The organism is Aquabacter sp. DMC10, assembly GCF_056314145.1.
Genome location: NZ_JBQUYX010000004.1, coordinates 385,110 through 402,923 on the forward strand (window position 1 = coordinate 385,110; position 17,814 = coordinate 402,923).

Consider the following 17,814-nt stretch of genomic DNA (forward strand, 5'->3'; position numbering starts at 1 on the left):
TCTGCGCGGAGGCCTGCCCGCCCGCGTCCGAGGCCGGCGGGCCCAGGGAAGGCGCTTTCCCTCGGCGTGGGCCGTGCTTCCCGATCGCTTCACGGCTTCAGGAAGGGCGGACGCGACCTCACTCTTTGGTTCGGCCCCTGTCCTTCAGGCGGACCGGGTCCCGCTTCCAGACCTGGTCTCGTCCACCGCCGGGCTTTCCTCTGCCGGCGGGGTGCGGATTTTCCGGGGGCGGGCAGCTCTCTGGGCCGGGCGCGTGCCGCTCTCGCCAGCGATGCCGCTGGTGATGCGAGCAGCCAATTGCTTGATCTCGCTCACCAAAGCATCCTTGTCGGCGGTCTCGAAACGGGCCTGGGGCACGGCGAACACAACGCTGCCCAGGATGCGCCGCTCCGCATCGAAGACGGGCGCGCCAATGCCTACCAGATTGGGGATGACCTCGCTTTGGGTGATGCAGAAGCCGTCGCGCCGCAGCCGGGACATGTGGGCGCGGAACTGTTCCCAATTTTCGCCCAGGCCCGCCTCACGCACCTGGTCCCCGTGCCAGAGCATGATGTTGCGCAATTGATAGGGGGTCAGATGCGCCAGGATGGTCTTGGCCATGGCCCCCCGGAACATGGGCATGGGCCGTCCGCGCTCATAATGCTCTGGCACCGAGCGCTCCGGCCAGACGATGTCGGCGCACATGACCTTGTCGCCATAATAGCTGCACAGCATGACATTGATGCCGAGCCGCGCGCTCACGTCCCGCATGGGGCCACCCGCGCCGGTGAGCAGCGGATCGGCCCGCCGCACCAGGCGGTCCATCTCGATGATGCGCGGCCCCAGCACATAGGAGCCGCCAGTGGTGGGGGCGAGAAGCCCGGCATCGCACAGGGCCTGGATGTAGCGATAGGCCGTCGCGCGGGAGGCGCCGTTAGCCTGCACGTCCTCCAGCTGGATGCTCATCCGGTCCTCGCCGAAAAGATCGAGGACCTTCAGCATCTTGTCGAGACTGCTCATGGCACCGTTCCTCGGCTGGCGGGGCCGGCGCGCACGGGACGCACCCTTGCCCGCCATTATAGCGGCCCTGGCCAGAATTGAAATTTGCCAAGAGTTTCAAATCGGCGGCTGCCTGCCGCAGACGGGGCGGCGCCCGCGGGTCCTGGCGCCGATCCCGCGCCGACCTAACGGCGCGGGATGGCGGAAAAAACCCGCGCAAAAGAGGTGGAATGAAGGTTGACAAAAATCTCTCATATTGAGACTTTTGAATTATTCGCCATCCAATGAGCGAAACGACCCGCGCAGACGGGTGAGCATGGGACGTCCTCAGGCGGTCCATGGTTGGGGGAGGACTTGAAGATGAAGCGCGTATCGGCCCGCACATGGATGTCCATGGCGGTGGGCACCCTTTCGCTGTTCGCCGCGTCCGCGGCTCACGCTCAGTTCACCGACGGCGTGCTGCGCATCGGCGTGCTCAATGACCAGTCCGGCATCTATGCGGACATGGCGGGGCCCGGCTCGGTGGTCGCGGCCAAGATGGCGGTCGAGGAGTTCGGCGGCAAGATCGGCAACACGCCCATCGAGGTGATCGTCGGCGATCACCAGAACAAGCCCGACGTGGGGCTCAACATCGCCCGGAAATGGCTGGACGTGGACGGCGTGGACATGATCGCCGACATCCCCAATTCCTCCATTTCGCTCGCCATCGTCCAACTGGTGAAGGACAAGAACAAGGTGGCCGTCATCGCCACCTCCAACAGCAATCGCCTGACGGGGGATTCCTGCACCCCCAACCATGTGCACTGGACGCTGGACAATTATGCGCTGGCCAAGAGCACGGCCACCGAGGTGCTCAAATCCGGCGGCAAGAGCTGGTATTTTGTCACGGTGGATTATGCCTTCGGCCACGACATGGAGCGGGAGGCCGGGCAGATCGTGAAGGCGGCCGGCGGCTCGGTGATGGGGTCCGTGCGCCATCCCTTAAGCACGTCTGACCTCTCCTCCTTCCTGCTCCAGGCCCAGGGTTCGGGCGCGCAGGTGATCGGCTTTGCCAATTCGGGCGCCGACTTCACCAATTCCATGAAGCAGGCGGCGGAATTCGGCATCACCAAGGGCAACCAGAAGCTGGCGGCGCTGGCTGTTTATCTCACCGACATCAAGTCGCTGGGGCTGAACAGCGGGCAGGGGCTTTATCTCAGTGAGCCCTTCTACTGGGACCTCAATGACGAGACCCGGGCCTTCGCCAACAAGTTCGCCGCGCGCCATGGCGGGGCTATGCCCACCTCCTTCCAGGCGGGCGTCTATTCGGGTGTGCTGCATTATCTGAAAGCGGTGGCTGCCCTGAACAGCGACGCGGACGGGCGCGCCATCGTCGCCAAGATGAAGGAATTGCCCACGGACGACCCCGCCTTCGGCAAGGGCTCCGTGCGCATCGACGGCCGCAAGCTGCACCCCATGTATCTGTTCCGCGTGAAGACGCCGGCGGAATCCAAGGGGCCGTGGGACCTCTATATGAAGATCGGCGAGACCCCCGCCGACCAGGCGTTCAAGCCGCTCGATCCGGCCTGCTCCCTCGTGAAGCCGAACTGATCGCGGCGGCCCCAAGACCGAACACAGGCACGGCCGGGGGCAGCGGGCCCCGGCCGAAGGCCTCGCACCTCCCGACCCCGCACCCTCTCAGGAGCAGATCATGGTCGCCATCACCCCCGGCCTTGCCGGTGAGGACAAGCTTGCCCCCACCGATTCCCGTTATGTGGACGTGGCGAGCCTCCCCTGGAAGCCCACGCCCACCAAGGGCATCGACATGAAGATCCTCCTCATCGACGAGGAGACCGGCCTGATGACCGCGCTGTTCCGCTGGGAGCCGGGCACCGTGCTGCCGCGCCACGAGCATGTGGAGATCGAGCAGACCTACGTGCTGGAGGGCAGCATCGTGGATGGCGAGGGCGAGGCGCTGGCGGGCAATTATGTCTGGCGTCCGGCGGGCAACCAGCATGTGGCCCGCTCCCCCCATGGCGCCCTCGTCCTGTCCATGTTCCTGCGTCCCAACAAGTTCCTGGACGGCGATCTGGCGGGGCAGGAATTGAAATAGGCCTGACCGGCCGGGGCGGGCACCTGTCCGCGCCCCGGCCTTGCGCGCGCGCACCAGGGGAGGACCGGGTATGATCGTGGAAGAGCGGATCTATGTGCTGCACACCCACGCGGTGATGGCGGATTATCTGCGGATCTACAGCACGGAGGGCCTGCCGCTTCAGAAGGAGATCCTGGGCGGCTTCCTCGGCTATTTCACAACGGAGTTCGGCACGCAGAATCAACTGGTTCATTTCTGGGCCTATGACACGCTGGAGGAGCGCCGCATCCGCCGCGAGCGGTTGACCCAACAGCCGGGCTGGCAGGCCTGCCTCGCCCAGATCCGCCCGATGATTATGACCATGGAGAACCGCATCCTGGTGCCCACCGCCTTCTCCCCCTGTCCCGGTGCGCGCTCCGACCCTGCCTGACCTCGGAGCGCGATCCGGCCGGATGGCACCGCCTGCGGTTCCATCTCGTCCGTCACTCGCTCTCTCACGTATTGGATAGAGACGGATTCACCCCTCCCATTGTATCTCCGAAGCGATTCAATGGGAGGGGATCCGGCTCCAGGTCCGTCAAGGTTCAATCGCCGCCGACCCCCGGGGCGGGGCAGCCTGAATTTGACCTTGCGCGCCACCATGGCGCCGGGCCCTCGGCGTGGCGGGCTGGTCGCTCTCCTCAGGCGTCCGGCGGTCACACAGCCGTCACCGGGCGGGGCGTTAACTTGGGCGTGACATCAGCGCCGCGCACAACTTTCGCGCGGACGTGATGGTTCAGGTCCGGGAGAAGCCAATGACGCGCATGACGGGTCTCTTGGTGGCAGGCCTCGCGCTGCTGTCTGGTGTGGCGCAGGCGGGAGAGTTGACGGTCTATACTGCGCTGGAGGCCGATCTCCTGCCGGTCTACAAGAAGAGCTTCGAGGAAAAGAACCCCGGCGTCAGCATTCGCTGGGTCCGCGACTCGACCGGCATCATCACCGCCAAGCTGCTCGCGGAGAAGGACAATCCGCAGGCGGACGTGGTGCTCGGCACCGCCGCTACCTCGCTGCAACTGCTGGACGCGGAAGGCATGCTGGAGGGCTATGCGCCCAAGGGCCTCGACAAGATCGACCCGCGCTTCGTCTCCAAGGACACCCCGCCCACCTGGGTGGGCACCAATGCCTGGGCGGCGGCGCTGTGCGTCAATACGGTGGAGATGAAGAAGCGGGACCTGCCCATTCCCACCTCCTGGGCGGACCTCATCAAGCCGGAATACAAGGGCCTCATCGTGATGCCCAATCCGGCGTCCTCCGGCACCGGCTTCCTGGATGTGTCCAGCTGGCTGCAGATGTGGGGCGACCAGAAGGGCTGGGCCTATATGGACGCCCTGCACCACAACATCGCCACCTACACCCATTCCGGCTCCAAGCCCTGCACGCTGGCCGCGTCCGGCGAATATCCCATCGGCATCTCCTTCGAGTTCCGCGCCGCCCGCGTCATCAACCAGGGCGCGCCGGTGGTGGCCGTGGTGCCGACCGAAGGCGTCGGCTGGGACGTGGAGGCCTCGGCCATCGTCAAGGGCACGCCCAATGAGGCCGATGCCAAGAAGCTGATCGACTGGGCCGTCTCCGACGATGCCATGAAGATCTACGCCAAGAACTACGCCATCCTGGGCAATCCCGCCCTGGAAGAGGCCATCAAGAACGTGCCGGCGGACATCAAGGCCAAGCTCATCAAGAACGACTTTGAATGGGCCGCCTCCCATCGCGCCGCCATCCTCGAAGAGTGGCAGAAGCGCTTCGGCAGCAAGTCCGAGCCCAAGGGCTGAGACGAAGGGCTGAGCCAGCCCTTTTGTCCGGCGCGCCGCGTCCGGCACGTCGGCAGCGGGCCATGGAAGCTTGGCCGTGGCAACCCGGCCATGGAAACCCGGCCATCGCAAGCGGGCCATCGCAAGGGAACCGCCGGAGGCATGGCCCATGCGGCAGCCTTCGACGGGGGGATCAGGGCAGCCCGGGCCGCAGGGGGGCCGGCGTTGCAGAGCGAGGGGCTTCCATATGACTGAGCATGCCGTCGAGCTGGCGCTGGCTGCCCTTGAGCCGCCCGCGCGCTCGCCCTATCTGGTGGTGGAGAATGTCACCAAGCGGTTCAAGGACTTCGTGGCGCTGAAGGGCGTCTCGCTGGAGGTCGGAGAAGGCGAGTTCGTGTGCTTTCTCGGCCCGTCCGGATGCGGCAAGACCACCTTGCTGCGCGCTATTGCCGGCCTCGACATCCAATCCTCGGGCACCATCCATCAGGCCGGGCAGGACATTTCCGCCTTGCCCCCGGAGGAGCGCGACTTCGGCATCGTGTTCCAGTCCTATGCCCTCTTCCCCAACCTCACGCTGCGCCAGAACATCGCCTTCGGCCTGGAAAACCGGCGCATGCCGCGCGCCGCCATCACGGCGCGGGTGGAGGAATTGCTCGACCTGGTCGGGCTGAGGGAGCACGGCCACAAATATCCCTCGCAGATTTCCGGCGGCCAGCAGCAGCGCGTGGCCCTGGCCCGCGCCCTGGCGCCGAGCCCCGGCCTGATCTTGCTGGACGAGCCCTTGAGCGCGCTCGATGCCAAGGTGCGCCTTCATCTGCGCAATGAGCTGAAGCAGCTCCAGGCCCGCCTCGGCGTCACCACCGTCATGGTCACCCACGACCAGGATGAGGCGCTCTCCATGGCGGACCGCGTGGTGGTGATGAATGTGGGCGTGGTGGAGCAGGTGGGCACGCCTGCGGAAATCTATAACAGCCCCGCCACCCGCTTTGTCGCCGATTTCATCGGCGCCATGAACTTCTTTCCGGGCGAGATCGCCAATGGCGGAGAGGTGCATGTGGGCGAGGTCCGGCTGCGGGCCGGCCGCGGCCTGCCGGCAGACGGGGTGCGCGTCACCGCCGCCATCCGCCCGGAGGATGTGCGCATCATCGGCGCCGACCCTCACTCCGACTGGCAGTCCGGCAACCGGGTGGAGATGGTGGTGGAGCATGTGGAATTCCTCGGCTCCCATGTGCGCCTGAGCCTCTCCCATCGGGACTTCCGTCCCGCCCTGCTGGTGGCGCAGTCGTCCCAGGAACTGGTGCGTGCGCTCCAGATCGTTCCCGGCAAGCCGGTCGAGATAAGCCTGCCGTCCGAACGGCTGCGCATATATGAGGACAAGGCCAAGGGCGCGGGAGCACATCATGTCTGATGCCGCCGCCGCCCGCATGACGGCCCTGCCGCCCGCGCCGGCCATCCGCCCCAAGGTGGGGCGCGATGACCGGCTGATGCTGGTCTTCACCTTGATGATCGGCCTTTATTTGGTGGTCAGCCTAGCGCTGCCCATTCTGTTCATGTTGTGGAAGTCCACCGAGGTCCGCGCCTTTCCCTATGAGACGGTGGACGTGCAGGTGGACACCGGCGCGGGCTTCGTGGCCGCCGGCACCCTGGAGGCGCTGGCCCAGAAGCTGGCTCTTGCTCCGCCCATTGACCAGGCCCGCCGCTCCACCTCGCTTACGGCGGCGCAGCTGTTTCCCAAGCGCGCCTTCGATGGCGTGCCGCTGAAGGGGCTGCGCATGCGCCTCACCGGCACCGCCGACGGCACGCTCGATCTGTCCGGCAAGCCGGTGGCGCCTGGGGAATGGGCGGAGGTCTCGGCCCAGGACCTGCGGCGCCTGGTGCTGCGCGCCGGCACCGTGCGCAGCCTCGACAATTACATCGCCTATTTCAGCAATCCCGCGCTGACCCAGTCCATCGTCAACAGCTTCGCGGTGTCGCTGGCCACCACCTTCATCACGGTGCTGCTGGCCTTCGGCTTCGCCTATGCCCTCACGCGCACCTGCATGCCCGCCAAGGGCCTGTTCCGCACCATCGCCATGGTGCCCATCCTGGTGCCTTCGCTGCTGGCGGGCCTGTCGCTGGTCTATCTGTTCGGCAATCAGGGCCTGCTGAAGGAAATGCTGTTCGGCGCCAAGATCTACGGCGCCGGCGGCATCATCGCGGGTTGCGTGTTCTACACCTTCCCCCACGCCTTCCTCATCATCGCGACCGCCCTCGCGGTCTCCGATGCCCGGCTCTATGAGGCGGCGCGGGTGCTGCGCACACCGCCCCGGCGGGCCTTCTTCACCGTGACGCTGCCCGGCGCCCGCTATGGCCTCATCTCGGCGGCCTTCGTGGTGTTCACCCTCACCATCACCGAGTTCGGTGTCCCCAAGGTGGTGGGCGGCGACTTCAACGTGCTCGCGGTGGACATCTACAAGCAGGTGGTGGGCCAGCAGAATTTCGCCATGGGCGCGGTGGTGTCGGTGATCCTGCTCATTCCGGCGGTGGTGGCCTTCTTCGTTGACCGGCTGGTCACCGCCCGCCAGGTGGCCTTGCTCACCGCCCGCGCCGTGCCCTATGCGCCGCAGCGCAATGGCGCACTCGACTGGGCCGCCTTTGCCTTCTGCTGCGTGGTGGCGGGGCTGCTGCTGCTGATCCTGGGCGTCTCGCAATATGCCGCCCTGGTGCGCTTCTGGCCCTATGACCTGTCCATGAGCCTGACTCATTTCGCCTTCGAGGGCGTGGACGGCGGCGGCTGGGGCTCCTACTTCAATTCCCTGCGCCTGGCCTTCTACACTGCGGTCATCGGCACGGTGGTGGTGTTCGTGGGCGCCTATCTGGTGGAGAAGGGGCGGGGTTTCCTGGCGGCGCGGACCGGGCTCCATTTCCTCGCTATGCTGCCCATGGCCATCCCCGGCCTCGTGCTTGGCCTTGCCTACATCTTCTTCTTCAACGACAAGTCCAACCCGCTGAACCCGCTCTACGGCACCATGGCGATCCTGGTGATCTGCACGGTGACCCATTTCTACACGGTCTCGCACCTCACGGCCCTGACCGCGCTGAAGGCCATGGACCGGGAGTTCGAGGCGGTGGCGGCCTCCTTGAAGCAGCCGGTGACGCGTATGTTCACCCGCATCACCATGCCGGTCTGCATGCCCACTGGCCTCGATGTGGCGGCCTATTATTTCGTCAATGCCATGACCACCGTGTCGGCCGTGGTGTTCCTTTATGCGCCTTCCACCACCCTCGCGGCGGTGGCGGCGCTGAACATGGATGATGCCGGGCAGATCCAGTCGGCGGCGGCCATGTGCATGCTCATCTTCTACACCAACCTTGCGGCCCGGGGCGTCCATGCGGTGCTCTCCCGGGGTCTTGCCCGCACCCAGGAATGGCGCGTCCGATGACCTCCAAATATGACCTCGTGGTGGTGGGGGCCGGCATTGTCGGCCTCGCCCATGCGCTCATCGCCACCCGCCGCGGCCTTTCGGTCTGCGTGGTGGACCGGGAGAGCGAGGCCATCGGCGCCTCCGTCCGCAATTTCGGCTTCGTCACCGTCACCGGCCAGCAGGCCGGCGATTGCTGGCGCCGCGCATGGCGCTCCCAGGAAATCTGGCTGGAGGTGGCGCCGGAGGCCGGGATTGTGGTGGAGCATGAGGGCCTCATCGTGGTGGCGCAGCGGCCGGAGGCCCTGGCGGTGCTGGAGGCCTTCCGCGCCACCGACATGGGCGCTGACTGCGAACTCTTCACTGCCGAGCAGACGCGCCGCCATTATGGCGCGGTCCTCAATGACACGCTGCTGGAAGGCGCCCTCTACAGCCCCCATGAGCGGCGGGTGGAAAGCCGCTTCGCCATCCCGAAGCTTGCCCGCTGGCTGGAGGAGGCGAAGGGCGTCACCTTCCGCCGCCGCTGCCATGTGTCGGCGGTGGACGAGGGGCGTGTCCGCACCAGCCAGGGCGAGATCCACGGCGCCCGCGTGGTGGTGTGCACCAATGATGACCTGGTGACCCTCTTCCCGGAGGAGATCGCCGCCTTGGGCATCCAGCGCTGCTGGCTTCAGATGCTCAAGGTCATGCCCGCCGACCCCGGTTTCCGCCTGCCGGCGGCCGTCATGTCCGATCTCTCCCTGGTGCGCTATCTGGGCTATGCGGAACTGCCCGAGGCGGCGGCGCTGCGGGCCCGGCTGGAGCAGGAGCAGCCGCAGGCGCTCGCCAACGGGGTCCATCTCATCGCCGTGCAGGGGGCCGATGGCGGGCTCATCGTGGGCGACAGCCATCATTATGGCTTCAGCCCCTCGCCCTTCTCCTCCGACAGTTTGGACAACATCATGCTGGACGAGCTCCACGCGGTGCTGCGCCTGTCCGGCGCGCGGGTGGCGGAGCGCTGGATGGGCACCTATGCCTCCTTGCCCGACAAGCTGATGGTGCGCGTGGCCCCTCAACCGGATGTGCGGCTGGTGATCGTCACCAGCGGCACCGGGGCCTCCACCGCCTTTGCCATCGCCGAGGAAACCCTGGCCGAGCTGTTTGGAGACGCCGCATGACCTTTACCCATCTCAAGGCCGTCGTGTTCGACTGGGCCGGCACCATGGTGGATCACGGCTCGAAGGCGCCCATGGGCGTGTTCCAGCGCGCCTTTGCGCAGTTCGGCGTGGACATTTCCATCGACGAGGCCCGAGGCCCCATGGGCATGGCCAAGCGCGACCACATCTCCACCCTCATCCGCCTGCCGCGCATCGCGGCCCAGTGGGAAAAGGTGCATGGCCGCGCCCCCGGCGAGGCGGACATTGATGCCATCTACGATGTCTTCGTGCCGCTCAATGTGGAAGTGGTGACCGATTTTTCCGACCTCATCCCCGGCGCCGCCGAAACCGCCGCCCAGTTGCGCGCGGCGGGGCTGAAGATCGGCTCCACCACCGGCTATACCCGCGAGATCATGGCGCCGCTTCTGCCGCGCGCGGCCGCGCAGGGCTATGCGCCGGACAATCTGGTGTGCGCCGGCGACCTGCCGGCGGGCCGGCCCACCCCGCTCATGATGTACAAGACCTTCCTCGACCTCGGCGTGTGGCCCGCCGCCGCCGTGGTGAAGGTGGATGACACCGAAGTGGGCGTCGCCGAGGGCCTGAATGCCGGCTGCTGGAGCGTCGGCGTCGCGCTCACCGGCAATGTGTTCGGCCTGGATGCCGACGAGACCGATGCCCTGTCCCACGACGAACTGGAGGCGCGCCGCGCCGAGGCCTACGGCAAGCTGACCCGCGCCGGCGCCCATTTCGTCATCGACAGCGTCGCCGACCTGCCGGACGTGCTGGACGAGATCGAAGGCGCCATGGCGCGGGGCGAGCGGCCGTGAGCGCGGGCGAGGCAATGGTGTCGGGAGGCGGGATCATGCAGGGCGGGGCCAGCGAAGGCGACGTCAACACTTCTCCCCTGCGCGCCGCCTGGAGCGCCGGGCTCGACGCACCCACGCGGGACCTCCTGGCGGCGGATGCGGATGTCTTCCTCCATCAGTCCCTTTCCTCGCCCTGCCTCGACGTGGTCGTTCAAGCGGAAGGCTCCGTGCTGGTGACCCAGTCCGGCCGCCGCATCTTCGACTTCCACGGCAACAGCGTGCACCAACTGGGCCACGGCCATCCCGCCGTGGTGGCGGCCATCAAGGCGCAGCTGGACAGCCTGCCCTTCTGCCCCCGGCGCTTCACCTGCCAGGAGGCGGTGAGCTTCGCGCAGAAGCTGGCGGACCTAGCCCCGGAACCGCTGGGCAAGGTGCTGCTCGCGCCGTCCGGCTCGGCCGCCATCGGCATGGCGCTGAAGCTGGCGCGCTATGCCACCGGCCGGCACAAGACCCTGTCCATGTGGGACGCCTTCCACGGCGCCAATCTCGATGCCATTTCGGTGGGCGGCGAGGCGCTGTTCCGCAAGGATGTGGGCCCGCTCCTGCCCGGCGCGGAGCATGTGCCGCCGCCCGGAATGGCCCGCCGCTTCTTCGGCGATGATGACGGCGCCATCGATCGGCTGGCCGATTACATCGATTATGTGCTGGAGGTGCAGGGCGACGTCGCGGCCCTCATCGCCGAGCCGGTGCGCTGGACCATGGTGGAGCCGCCGCCGGCCGGTTTCTGGGCCAAGGTGAAGGCAAGCTGCGCCCGCCACGGCACCTTGCTGGTGTTCGACGAAATCCCCTCCGCGCTCGCCCGCTGCGGCACCTTCTACGTGTTCGAGCAGATGGGCTGCGTTCCCGACATGGTGGCGCTGGGCAAGGGCCTCGGCGGGGGCATCGTGCCCCAGGCGGCGCTTCTGGTGCGGCGCGACCTGGACATTGCCGGCCAGGTGGCGCTTGGCCACTACACCCATGAGAAGAGCCCGCTGGGCAGCGCCGCCGGCCTTGCCGCCATTCAGGTGATCGAGGACGAGGATCTGTGCGCCCGGGCCCGGCATCTGGGCGAGACGGGGCGGGCGCGCCTCGACGCCCTTGCGGCGGCGCGGCCGGAAGTGGCGGAGGTCCGCCATATCGGCGCATTCTTCGGCGTGGAGCTGCGCGATCATGGCGGCCTGCCCGCGAGCGCGCGGGCGGACCGCATCCTCTATGCCGCGCTGGAGCGGGGCCTCAGCTTCAAGGTGGGCGGCGGCAAGGTGCTCACCCTCTGTCCGCCCCTCACCATCACCGATGCCGACTTCGCCCGGTCGCTGGACATCCTGGACGCGGCCTTCGCGGCGGTGGAGGCCTGACAGGCGCCAGCTCCACCGATCCCGCACGTGGGCGTCGCTTCGGGCGGAAATGCTCTAGGCGGCACCGGCGCGCGCGAGGCGGCGCAGGGTCTGCGGGGGCTGGCCATATTGGCGCATGAAGGCCTCGCGCATGCGCCGCAGGTCGGCAAAGCCGCTTTCGCGCGCCACATGCTCCATGCTGTGTCGCGTGCCCTCGATCATCAGCCGCGCAGCCTCCAGCCGGATCTGCTCCACCGCCTTGGCCGGCGTCTGGCCGGTTTCCGATCGGAAGGCGCGGCTGAACTGGCGCGGCGAGAGGGCGGCGACCTCCGCCAGTTCCTCCACCGTCAGCGGGTTTGCGAGATGGCTGCGGGCGTGGATCAGCGCCTTCTGGATGCGATCGCTGCTGGGCGCCAGCTCCAGCAGTTCCGAGTGCTGGGACTGCCCGCCCGCCCGCCGGTGGTGCATGACGAGGCGCCGGGCCACCGCACTGGCCAGTTCGCGGCCCAGGTCCTTCTCCACCAGCGCCACGGCCAGGTCGAGGCCTGCCGTCAGCCCCGCCGATGTCCACACCTGCCCTTCATTGATGAAGATGCGGTCGTCTTCCACCCGCACGTTGGGAAAGGCCTCCCGCATCTGGCGGGCATAGGACCAGTGGGTCGTGGCGCGCTTCCCGTCCAGCAATCCCATCTGCCCCAGGAGGAATGCGCCGGTGCACAGCCCGCCAACGCGGCGCGCCGTCCTCGCGCTGGCCCGCAGGCCCTCCAGCGTCGCCGCATCCTGCTGGGGCGGAGGGACGAGGCCGGCCAGAAGCAGCAGCGTGTCCACGGGCCCCACCTCCGACAGCTTCTGCGTCGGTACGCAGAAGCCGCTCGAGGAGTGCACCAGCCCGCCTTCGAGCGAGGCGATGGACAAGGTGTAGAAGGTCTCGCCCTTCGCCGCATTGGCCAGTTCAAACGCCGCCTGGACGCCCAGGGCCAGGAACTGGAAGCCGGGGGTGAGGACCATGGAAATGTGCGGCAAGGCATCCTCCGAGCGGTGTCCGTAAAACGGATGTTATACGTCATTTAAGACATTTTCCATCGGGTCCATAACGATCGGGTCGAGAGCAAGCGCTCTCCCCGGATTGCAAGGACCCCGACCATGACCTCTCTTGGAACAGCCCTCATCACCGGCGCCTCCACCGGCATCGGTGCCCTCTATGCCGACCGGCTTGCCCGGCGCGGCTATGATCTCATCCTGGTGGCGCGCAACAAGGACAAGCTCCACGCACGCGCGGCCCAGCTGTCCACCGCCACCGGCCGGGCGGTGGAGGTGCTGGCCGCCGATCTGGGCGAGGGGGCGGACCTTGCCCGCGTGGAACAGGTGCTGCGCGAAGATGCCAGCATCACGGCACTGGTGAACAATGCCGGCATCGGCACCCACACCGCGCTTCTCGACAGCGATGTGGAGCGCATGGATGCCATGGTGCGTCTCAACGTCACCGCGCTGATGCGGCTGACCTATGCGGCCGTGCCCGGCCTCGTGGCGCGCGGCAAAGGCACGATCATCAACATTTCCTCCATCGTGGCGGTGGCGCCGGAGCTGCTGAACGGCGTCTATGCGGGCACCAAGGCCTTCGTTCAGGCCTTCACCACGTCGCTGAACCATGAGCTGGCCGACAAGGGCATCCGGGCCCAGTCCGTGCTTCCCGGGGCCACCGCCACCGACTTTTGGGCCATTGGGGGCCTGCCGGTGGAACATCTGCCCAGCGAGATCGTGATGCCCGCCGACCTCATGGTGGACGCGGCCCTGGCGGGGCTCGACCTCGGCGAGACCAGCACCATTCCGGCGCTGCAGGACGTGGATTTGTGGACCGCCTACGAGGCCGCCCGTCGCGCGCTCGGTCCCCAGCTGTCCGCCACCCATCCCGCGGCCCGGTTCGCCGTCGCGGCCTGACCCCATCCCCGCCCGCGCGGCCACAGGAGCATTCCATGAAACTCACTGGCAACACCATTTTCATCACCGGCGGCACCAGCGGCATTGGTCGGGGCCTGGCGGAGGCCTTCCACCGCCTGGGCAATCAGGTCATCATTTCCGGCCGCCGCGCGGACCTGCTGGCGGCGGTGACCGCGGCCAATCCCGGCATGGCGGCGATCCCGCTGGACGTGAGCCGGCCGGACAGCATCGCGGCCGCCGCGCGCACCCTCATCGCGACCTATCCCGATCTGAACGTGCTGTTCAACAATGCCGGCATCATGCCCTTCGACGATGTGTCCGGTCCGGTGGACGATGAAGCGATGCAGGCGCTCATCGCCACCAACCTGCTGGGGCCCATCCGGATGACATCCGCGCTGATCGAGCATCTCAAGACCAAGCCGGAGGCGACCGTGCTTTACACCAGCAGCATCCTCGCCTTCGTGCCCATCGCCACCAATGCCGTCTATTCCGCCACCAAGGCGGCGCTGCATTCCTATGCGCTGTCCCAGCGGTTCCAGCTGCGGCACAGCCGCGTGCGGGTGCAGGAAATCGCGCCGCCCTGGGTGGACACCGATCTCATCTATAAGAGCGGGGACCCCCGCGCCATGCCGCTGCCGGCCTTCATCGAGCAGACCCTTGCCGCGCTGGCCACGGACGATCCCGAGGTGATCGTGGAGGCCGTCCGTCCCCTGCGGGACAATCCGGGGGCAAAGGAGCACGGGCTGGTCACCGCCTTCAACCAGAGCATCGTCGACAACCCGATACCCGTCGGCGTCTGAGGGCGCCGGGCGATCCGTGCCGCGACGGAGCCAAAGGCCCGTCCGGCGCGTGCCACCGCTGTTGGGGGGCGCACAGGTCACGGCGGATGCGCGTCCGCCACCCCTCGGCCTGGTGGCGATTGGCCGTGGCCTGGCCCCGCGCTCTGGAGTGGCACAGTGACAAGGTCGAGAAGACGCTCAAGTCCGTACGTACTCGACCTGCCGCTGGACAGGCTCGACCGGGAGACGGCCCGCTCCCTCCACGAGAAGGTCACGAAGCGGAGCGGCCGCCTACTGCGCCAATGGCGCCATGCGGGCTCTGAAGGCCATCTGTCGAGACCCACGGCCTCGGCAGCCTTTACCGCATCGACACCGATCGGAAAGGAACCGGGACATGGAACAGCTCATCAGGGAGGCGCTCCCCGCCTCGACCGGATCGAGGCGGGCCTAAGGGCACCGCCGAAGGAGTACTTCGACACTGAGGCCGCGGCCGAGTTCACCAGCATTAGCACGGTGCAACTCGCCGAGTGGCGCTCGCGCGGCGGCGGCCCGCGCCACATCAAGATGGGGAGGAAGGTCCTCTATCGACAGCAGTACGTGGGAAGAGGCGCCGGTCTCGGTCGGCGCTTGGGTGAAGCAGCGCGGCCGCTGGCTGAAGGGCTTCGCCGTGACCGCGCTCGTCCACCTGCGCCAGCTGGTCGCCGCCGTCCGGCAGATGGGCTTTGCGGCCGCGCTCGCACTCTCGGTCCAGCTCCCGCTATCGCTGCTGTCGATAGCCGGCCACCCCGTCTGCCTCGTCCTCGTCGCCTGGGGATCGCGGGCGCCGCCTCCTCCGAGAAGATCGTCAGGTGGTACTCGCACCAGATGCGGATGCGGGGCGTCGAGGGAACCGCCAGGGTGCGGTCGGCCAAATGAGCGCGGTACGAGGCACGCCCCGTCCGGCTATCCTCTCAGGGGCACATGAGGTTGAACTTTTGATTCGGTCGGATGGTATCCATGTCAGGCAAAGAACGCGCGCCCAGAAACCGCACACTCACGCTGAGCGAGGCGGATCGAGTGCGCCTTCGGGCCAAGCTAGTCGGCCAAGAGGGGGTAGACTCGACGGCGGAGAACTGCACGATCCACGCTGACTGCGTGGCGGTATCGCGGGCGTTGCGCGCGGGCTCGGTCGATCTGCTCATCCTAGACCCACCCTACAACCTCAACAAGCGCTTCGGCGACACGACCTTCTCGCGAAGGTCCGTGGACGACTACGCCGGCTGGCTCGGCGCCGTGCTCGACGCGCTGCTTCCGCTGCTCAAGCCAAGCGGTACGGTCTACGTCTGCGGCGACTGGCACACGTCGAACTCTATATTCGCCGCGGTCGCGCCCCGCTTGAAGGTGCGGAACCGGATCACCTGGGAGCGAGAGAAGGGCCGCGGAGCGAAGGCCAACTGGAAGAATTCCAGCGAAGACGTCTGGTTCTGCACGGTCGGCGACCAGTACACGTTCAACGTGGACGACGTGAAGCTCAGGCGGAAGGTCATCGCTCCCTACAGGGCCGAGGATGGCTCACCCAAGGACTGGTCGGAGACCAGGGATGGAAACTTTCGCGACACCCACCCCTCCAATCTTTGGTCGGACATCACCATCCCCTTCTGGTCGATGCCCGAGAACACGGACCACCCGACTCAGAAGAGCGAGAAGCTGCTCTCGAAGCTGGTATTGGCGAGCTCCAACCCCGGCGACTTGGTACTCGACCCCTTCCTAGGTAGCGGCACCAGTTCGGTCGTGGCCAAGAAGCTCGGCCGCCGCTACATCGGCATCGAGATAGAGGAGGAGTACGCCCTGCTCGCAGAGCGTCGTCTGGAGCTGGCGGACCAAGATCGGACGATCCAGGGCTACGCCGAGGGGGTCTTCTGGGAGCGCAACACGCTGAACATCGTGAACGGCCGAGCCAAGCGCTCCGAAGAGGCCGGCGACGAGGGACCGGCCCTGCTCATCTAGAGCGCCAGCAGGTCGGCCAGGAACCTCCTCGCGCGGTCTACGTCTATGCTCGGCCGGTAGCCGGGGGCGCTGCCGCGGGCAAACCGGCCGGACAGTTGGGTTACGCCCCTGGACGATCGGCCGGCCCAATGGTGCTGCACGACCGTGACCTCCAGCAGCGACGTCTCAAGGACGGGCAGGAGACGCGCCGACAGCTCGCCGGACCGCGTGTCCACAGCGAGCATAAGGAAGGCGAAGACGGAGCCGGGCTGGGCCAAGAAGTCCAGCATCTTGTCCACGTTGTATGCCTTCGGCGCCGACGCCCGGTCGAGCAGCTTCGTCTTGATGTCGATCACCAGCGAGCCGCCTGCGAGCTCCTTCACCAGGTCTCCCAGGTCGTGCCGGTTGGGGCCGCCTGTGAGGACCTGCTCGATGGCATTGCCCCTGAGGTTGACGTTGTCGATGCGGGCCGCCTCGATGATGTCCTTACTCCTCGCTGCCACCGTCTTTACGAGCTCGCACTCCACATCCCGGAAGGCTTGGGATGCGATGGCCGCCGCAGCCCGCTCGGGAGCAGCCATCAAGACCTCGCGCTGGGCATCGCTGGGTAGAAATCGGCTGTCCCGCCCCTCAATGGCGTTCGTCGCTTCGACGAGCCGGCCCACGTTCTCTTCCCAGGTGAACGCGTCGTGGAGCGCGAATAGATCGTCGAAGTTCTCGGGGCGATTGAGTATCCCCTCGTAATCCACCATGATGTCGGTGCCGTTGAAGCTTCCCTTTATATTGTCCGGCCGCAACTCGCGGGAGCTGTGGCTGATCTTCTTTAGGAAGGTCGCATTCGCCAGAAGGAAGTCCACCGTGCGTTCCCGGACGACGACGACCAGGAACGGGCGCGCGTCGTGTAACTTCAGGGCCGACAGCGAGAGCACAGTGTTCGAGAACGCCCCGGTCCTCGCCTCGGAGAACCGCAGGGCATAGCCATCGCCCGCATACACACTGCGGAACGGCTGCGGGTTGAACCGGTTGATGTATGCTTCCTGGATGCTCTTTTTCCGACGAGAGACATCCTCCTGCTTGTTCCGCCTGATGAAGTCGATCGCTTCTTGGAGATTGATCATCCTATCAGTCTGCATGACGGTCTCGCTCCGGTCTAGATAAGATCAGAGGTGCTCAGTGCGCGGGCAGGTACTTCATCACGCCCGATGCCCTGGACGGGCTGGCGGCCTCGATCCATGCCCACGGCTCAGGGCAGCCGAGCGCGTCGGGCCTATTCCGGGCCGCATCAACGCCCGCTCGCTGGTGGCTTCCGTGTAAATAGCTGATTTCATTAACAAAAAATGGCGCGCCCGAAAGGATTCGAACCTCTGACCCCCAGATTCGTAGTCTGGTGCTCTATCCAGCTGAGCTACGGGCGCCTGCCGCCTCTTCAGTGGGACCCGAAAGGGCTGTCCACCGTGCCGGTCGGATGGTCCGGCGAGAGGCTCACCGACGGTGTGCGTCGGCGAGGGCTGTCTCTTACCCGCCTCTCATTTTGAAGGCAAGGCCCATCGCGCAGATTGGCCATGCCGACGGCGCGGGCC

15 protein-coding genes and 1 tRNA gene are annotated in these 17,814 nt (G+C 66.8%); 12 read left to right on the forward strand and 4 right to left on the reverse strand.

All coding sequences use genetic code 11. From position 1 onward, the window contains the following. Positions 1-144: 144 nt before the first annotated feature. Positions 145-999, reverse strand: a complete 855-nt coding sequence (locus ACT54L_RS13350) for an IclR family transcriptional regulator (RefSeq protein WP_476086072.1) — start codon at positions 997-999, stop codon at positions 145-147. Positions 1,000-1,338: 339 nt separating this feature from the next. Here ACT54L_RS13350 and ACT54L_RS13355 point away from each other — a divergent pair, with 339 nt between their 5' ends. The 9 genes from ACT54L_RS13355 to pbfA all read left to right on the forward strand — a co-directional run bounded on the left by ACT54L_RS13355 (position 1,339) and on the right by pbfA (position 11,573). Next, on the forward strand, positions 1,339-2,568 hold the full coding sequence (locus ACT54L_RS13355; protein ID WP_476086073.1) for an ABC transporter substrate-binding protein: 1,230 nt from the start codon (positions 1,339-1,341) through the stop codon (positions 2,566-2,568). Between the two features lie 100 nt (positions 2,569-2,668). Beyond that, positions 2,669-3,070, forward strand: a complete 402-nt coding sequence (locus ACT54L_RS13360) for a cupin domain-containing protein (protein WP_476086074.1) — start codon at positions 2,669-2,671, stop codon at positions 3,068-3,070. Positions 3,071-3,140: 70 nt separating this feature from the next. Beyond that, positions 3,141-3,479, forward strand: a complete 339-nt coding sequence (locus tag ACT54L_RS13365) for an NIPSNAP family protein (RefSeq protein WP_476086075.1) — start codon at positions 3,141-3,143, stop codon at positions 3,477-3,479. Between the two features lie 364 nt (positions 3,480-3,843). Continuing rightward, positions 3,844-4,857 carry a putative 2-aminoethylphosphonate ABC transporter substrate-binding protein gene (locus ACT54L_RS13370; RefSeq protein ID WP_476086076.1) on the forward strand — a complete coding sequence of 338 codons (1,014 nt, stop codon included), beginning with the start codon at positions 3,844-3,846 and terminating at the stop codon, positions 4,855-4,857. Between the two features lie 226 nt (positions 4,858-5,083). Continuing rightward, the gene (locus tag ACT54L_RS13375; protein WP_476086077.1) at positions 5,084-6,244 is read left to right on the forward strand and encodes a putative 2-aminoethylphosphonate ABC transporter ATP-binding protein; all 1,161 of its coding nucleotides are present in this window, start codon (positions 5,084-5,086) and stop codon (positions 6,242-6,244) included. After that, positions 6,237-8,258 carry a putative 2-aminoethylphosphonate ABC transporter permease subunit gene (locus tag ACT54L_RS13380; RefSeq protein ID WP_476086078.1) on the forward strand — a complete coding sequence of 674 codons (2,022 nt, stop codon included), beginning with the start codon at positions 6,237-6,239 and terminating at the stop codon, positions 8,256-8,258. The genes ACT54L_RS13375 and ACT54L_RS13380 overlap by 8 nt, the downstream gene beginning before the upstream one ends. Next, a complete protein-coding gene (locus tag ACT54L_RS13385) occupies positions 8,255-9,394 on the forward strand; it encodes a TIGR03364 family FAD-dependent oxidoreductase (protein ID WP_476086079.1) in 1,140 nt (379 codons plus the stop codon). The genes ACT54L_RS13380 and ACT54L_RS13385 overlap by 4 nt, the downstream gene beginning before the upstream one ends. After that, positions 9,391-10,200 (forward strand): phosphonoacetaldehyde hydrolase, encoded by an 810-nt coding sequence (gene phnX / locus ACT54L_RS13390; RefSeq protein ID WP_476086080.1) that lies wholly within the window; start codon positions 9,391-9,393, stop codon positions 10,198-10,200. The genes ACT54L_RS13385 and phnX overlap by 4 nt, the downstream gene beginning before the upstream one ends. Positions 10,201-10,235: 35 nt before the next feature. Further along, positions 10,236-11,573: a (R)-1-hydroxy-2-aminoethylphosphonate ammonia-lyase gene (pbfA, locus tag ACT54L_RS13395; protein WP_476086081.1), complete on the forward strand. Its 1,338-nt coding sequence runs from the start codon at positions 10,236-10,238 to the stop codon at positions 11,571-11,573. A 54-nt stretch (positions 11,574-11,627) separates the two neighbouring features. Here the strand turns inward: pbfA and ACT54L_RS13400 are convergent, their stop codons facing one another. After that, positions 11,628-12,575, reverse strand: coding sequence for a GlxA family transcriptional regulator (locus tag ACT54L_RS13400; RefSeq protein WP_476086082.1), 948 nt, complete (start codon positions 12,573-12,575; stop codon positions 11,628-11,630). A gap of 120 nt (positions 12,576-12,695) precedes the next feature. On the opposite strand from ACT54L_RS13400, the gene ACT54L_RS13405 reads away from it, so the two are divergent. The 3 genes from ACT54L_RS13405 (at position 12,696) to ACT54L_RS13415 (ending at position 16,255) form a co-directional block, all read left to right on the forward strand. After that, positions 12,696-13,490: an SDR family NAD(P)-dependent oxidoreductase gene (locus ACT54L_RS13405; RefSeq protein WP_476086084.1), complete on the forward strand. Its 795-nt coding sequence runs from the start codon at positions 12,696-12,698 to the stop codon at positions 13,488-13,490. 35 nt (positions 13,491-13,525) lie between these two features. Continuing rightward, on the forward strand, positions 13,526-14,290 hold the full coding sequence (locus ACT54L_RS13410) for an SDR family oxidoreductase (RefSeq protein ID WP_476086085.1): 765 nt from the start codon (positions 13,526-13,528) through the stop codon (positions 14,288-14,290). A gap of 975 nt (positions 14,291-15,265) precedes the next feature. Beyond that, positions 15,266-16,255 (forward strand): DNA-methyltransferase, encoded by a 990-nt coding sequence (locus tag ACT54L_RS13415; RefSeq protein WP_476086086.1) that lies wholly within the window; start codon positions 15,266-15,268, stop codon positions 16,253-16,255. Here the strand turns inward: ACT54L_RS13415 and ACT54L_RS13420 are convergent. Next, entirely contained in the window at positions 16,252-17,367 is a 1,116-nt protein-coding gene (locus tag ACT54L_RS13420; RefSeq protein ID WP_476086087.1) for a hypothetical protein, read from the reverse strand. The two genes, ACT54L_RS13415 and ACT54L_RS13420, sit on opposite strands and share 4 nt — an antisense overlap. Positions 17,368-17,572: 205 nt before the next feature. After that, positions 17,573-17,649 (reverse strand) — tRNA-Arg (locus ACT54L_RS13425). Between the last annotated feature and the right edge of the window lie 165 nt (positions 17,650-17,814).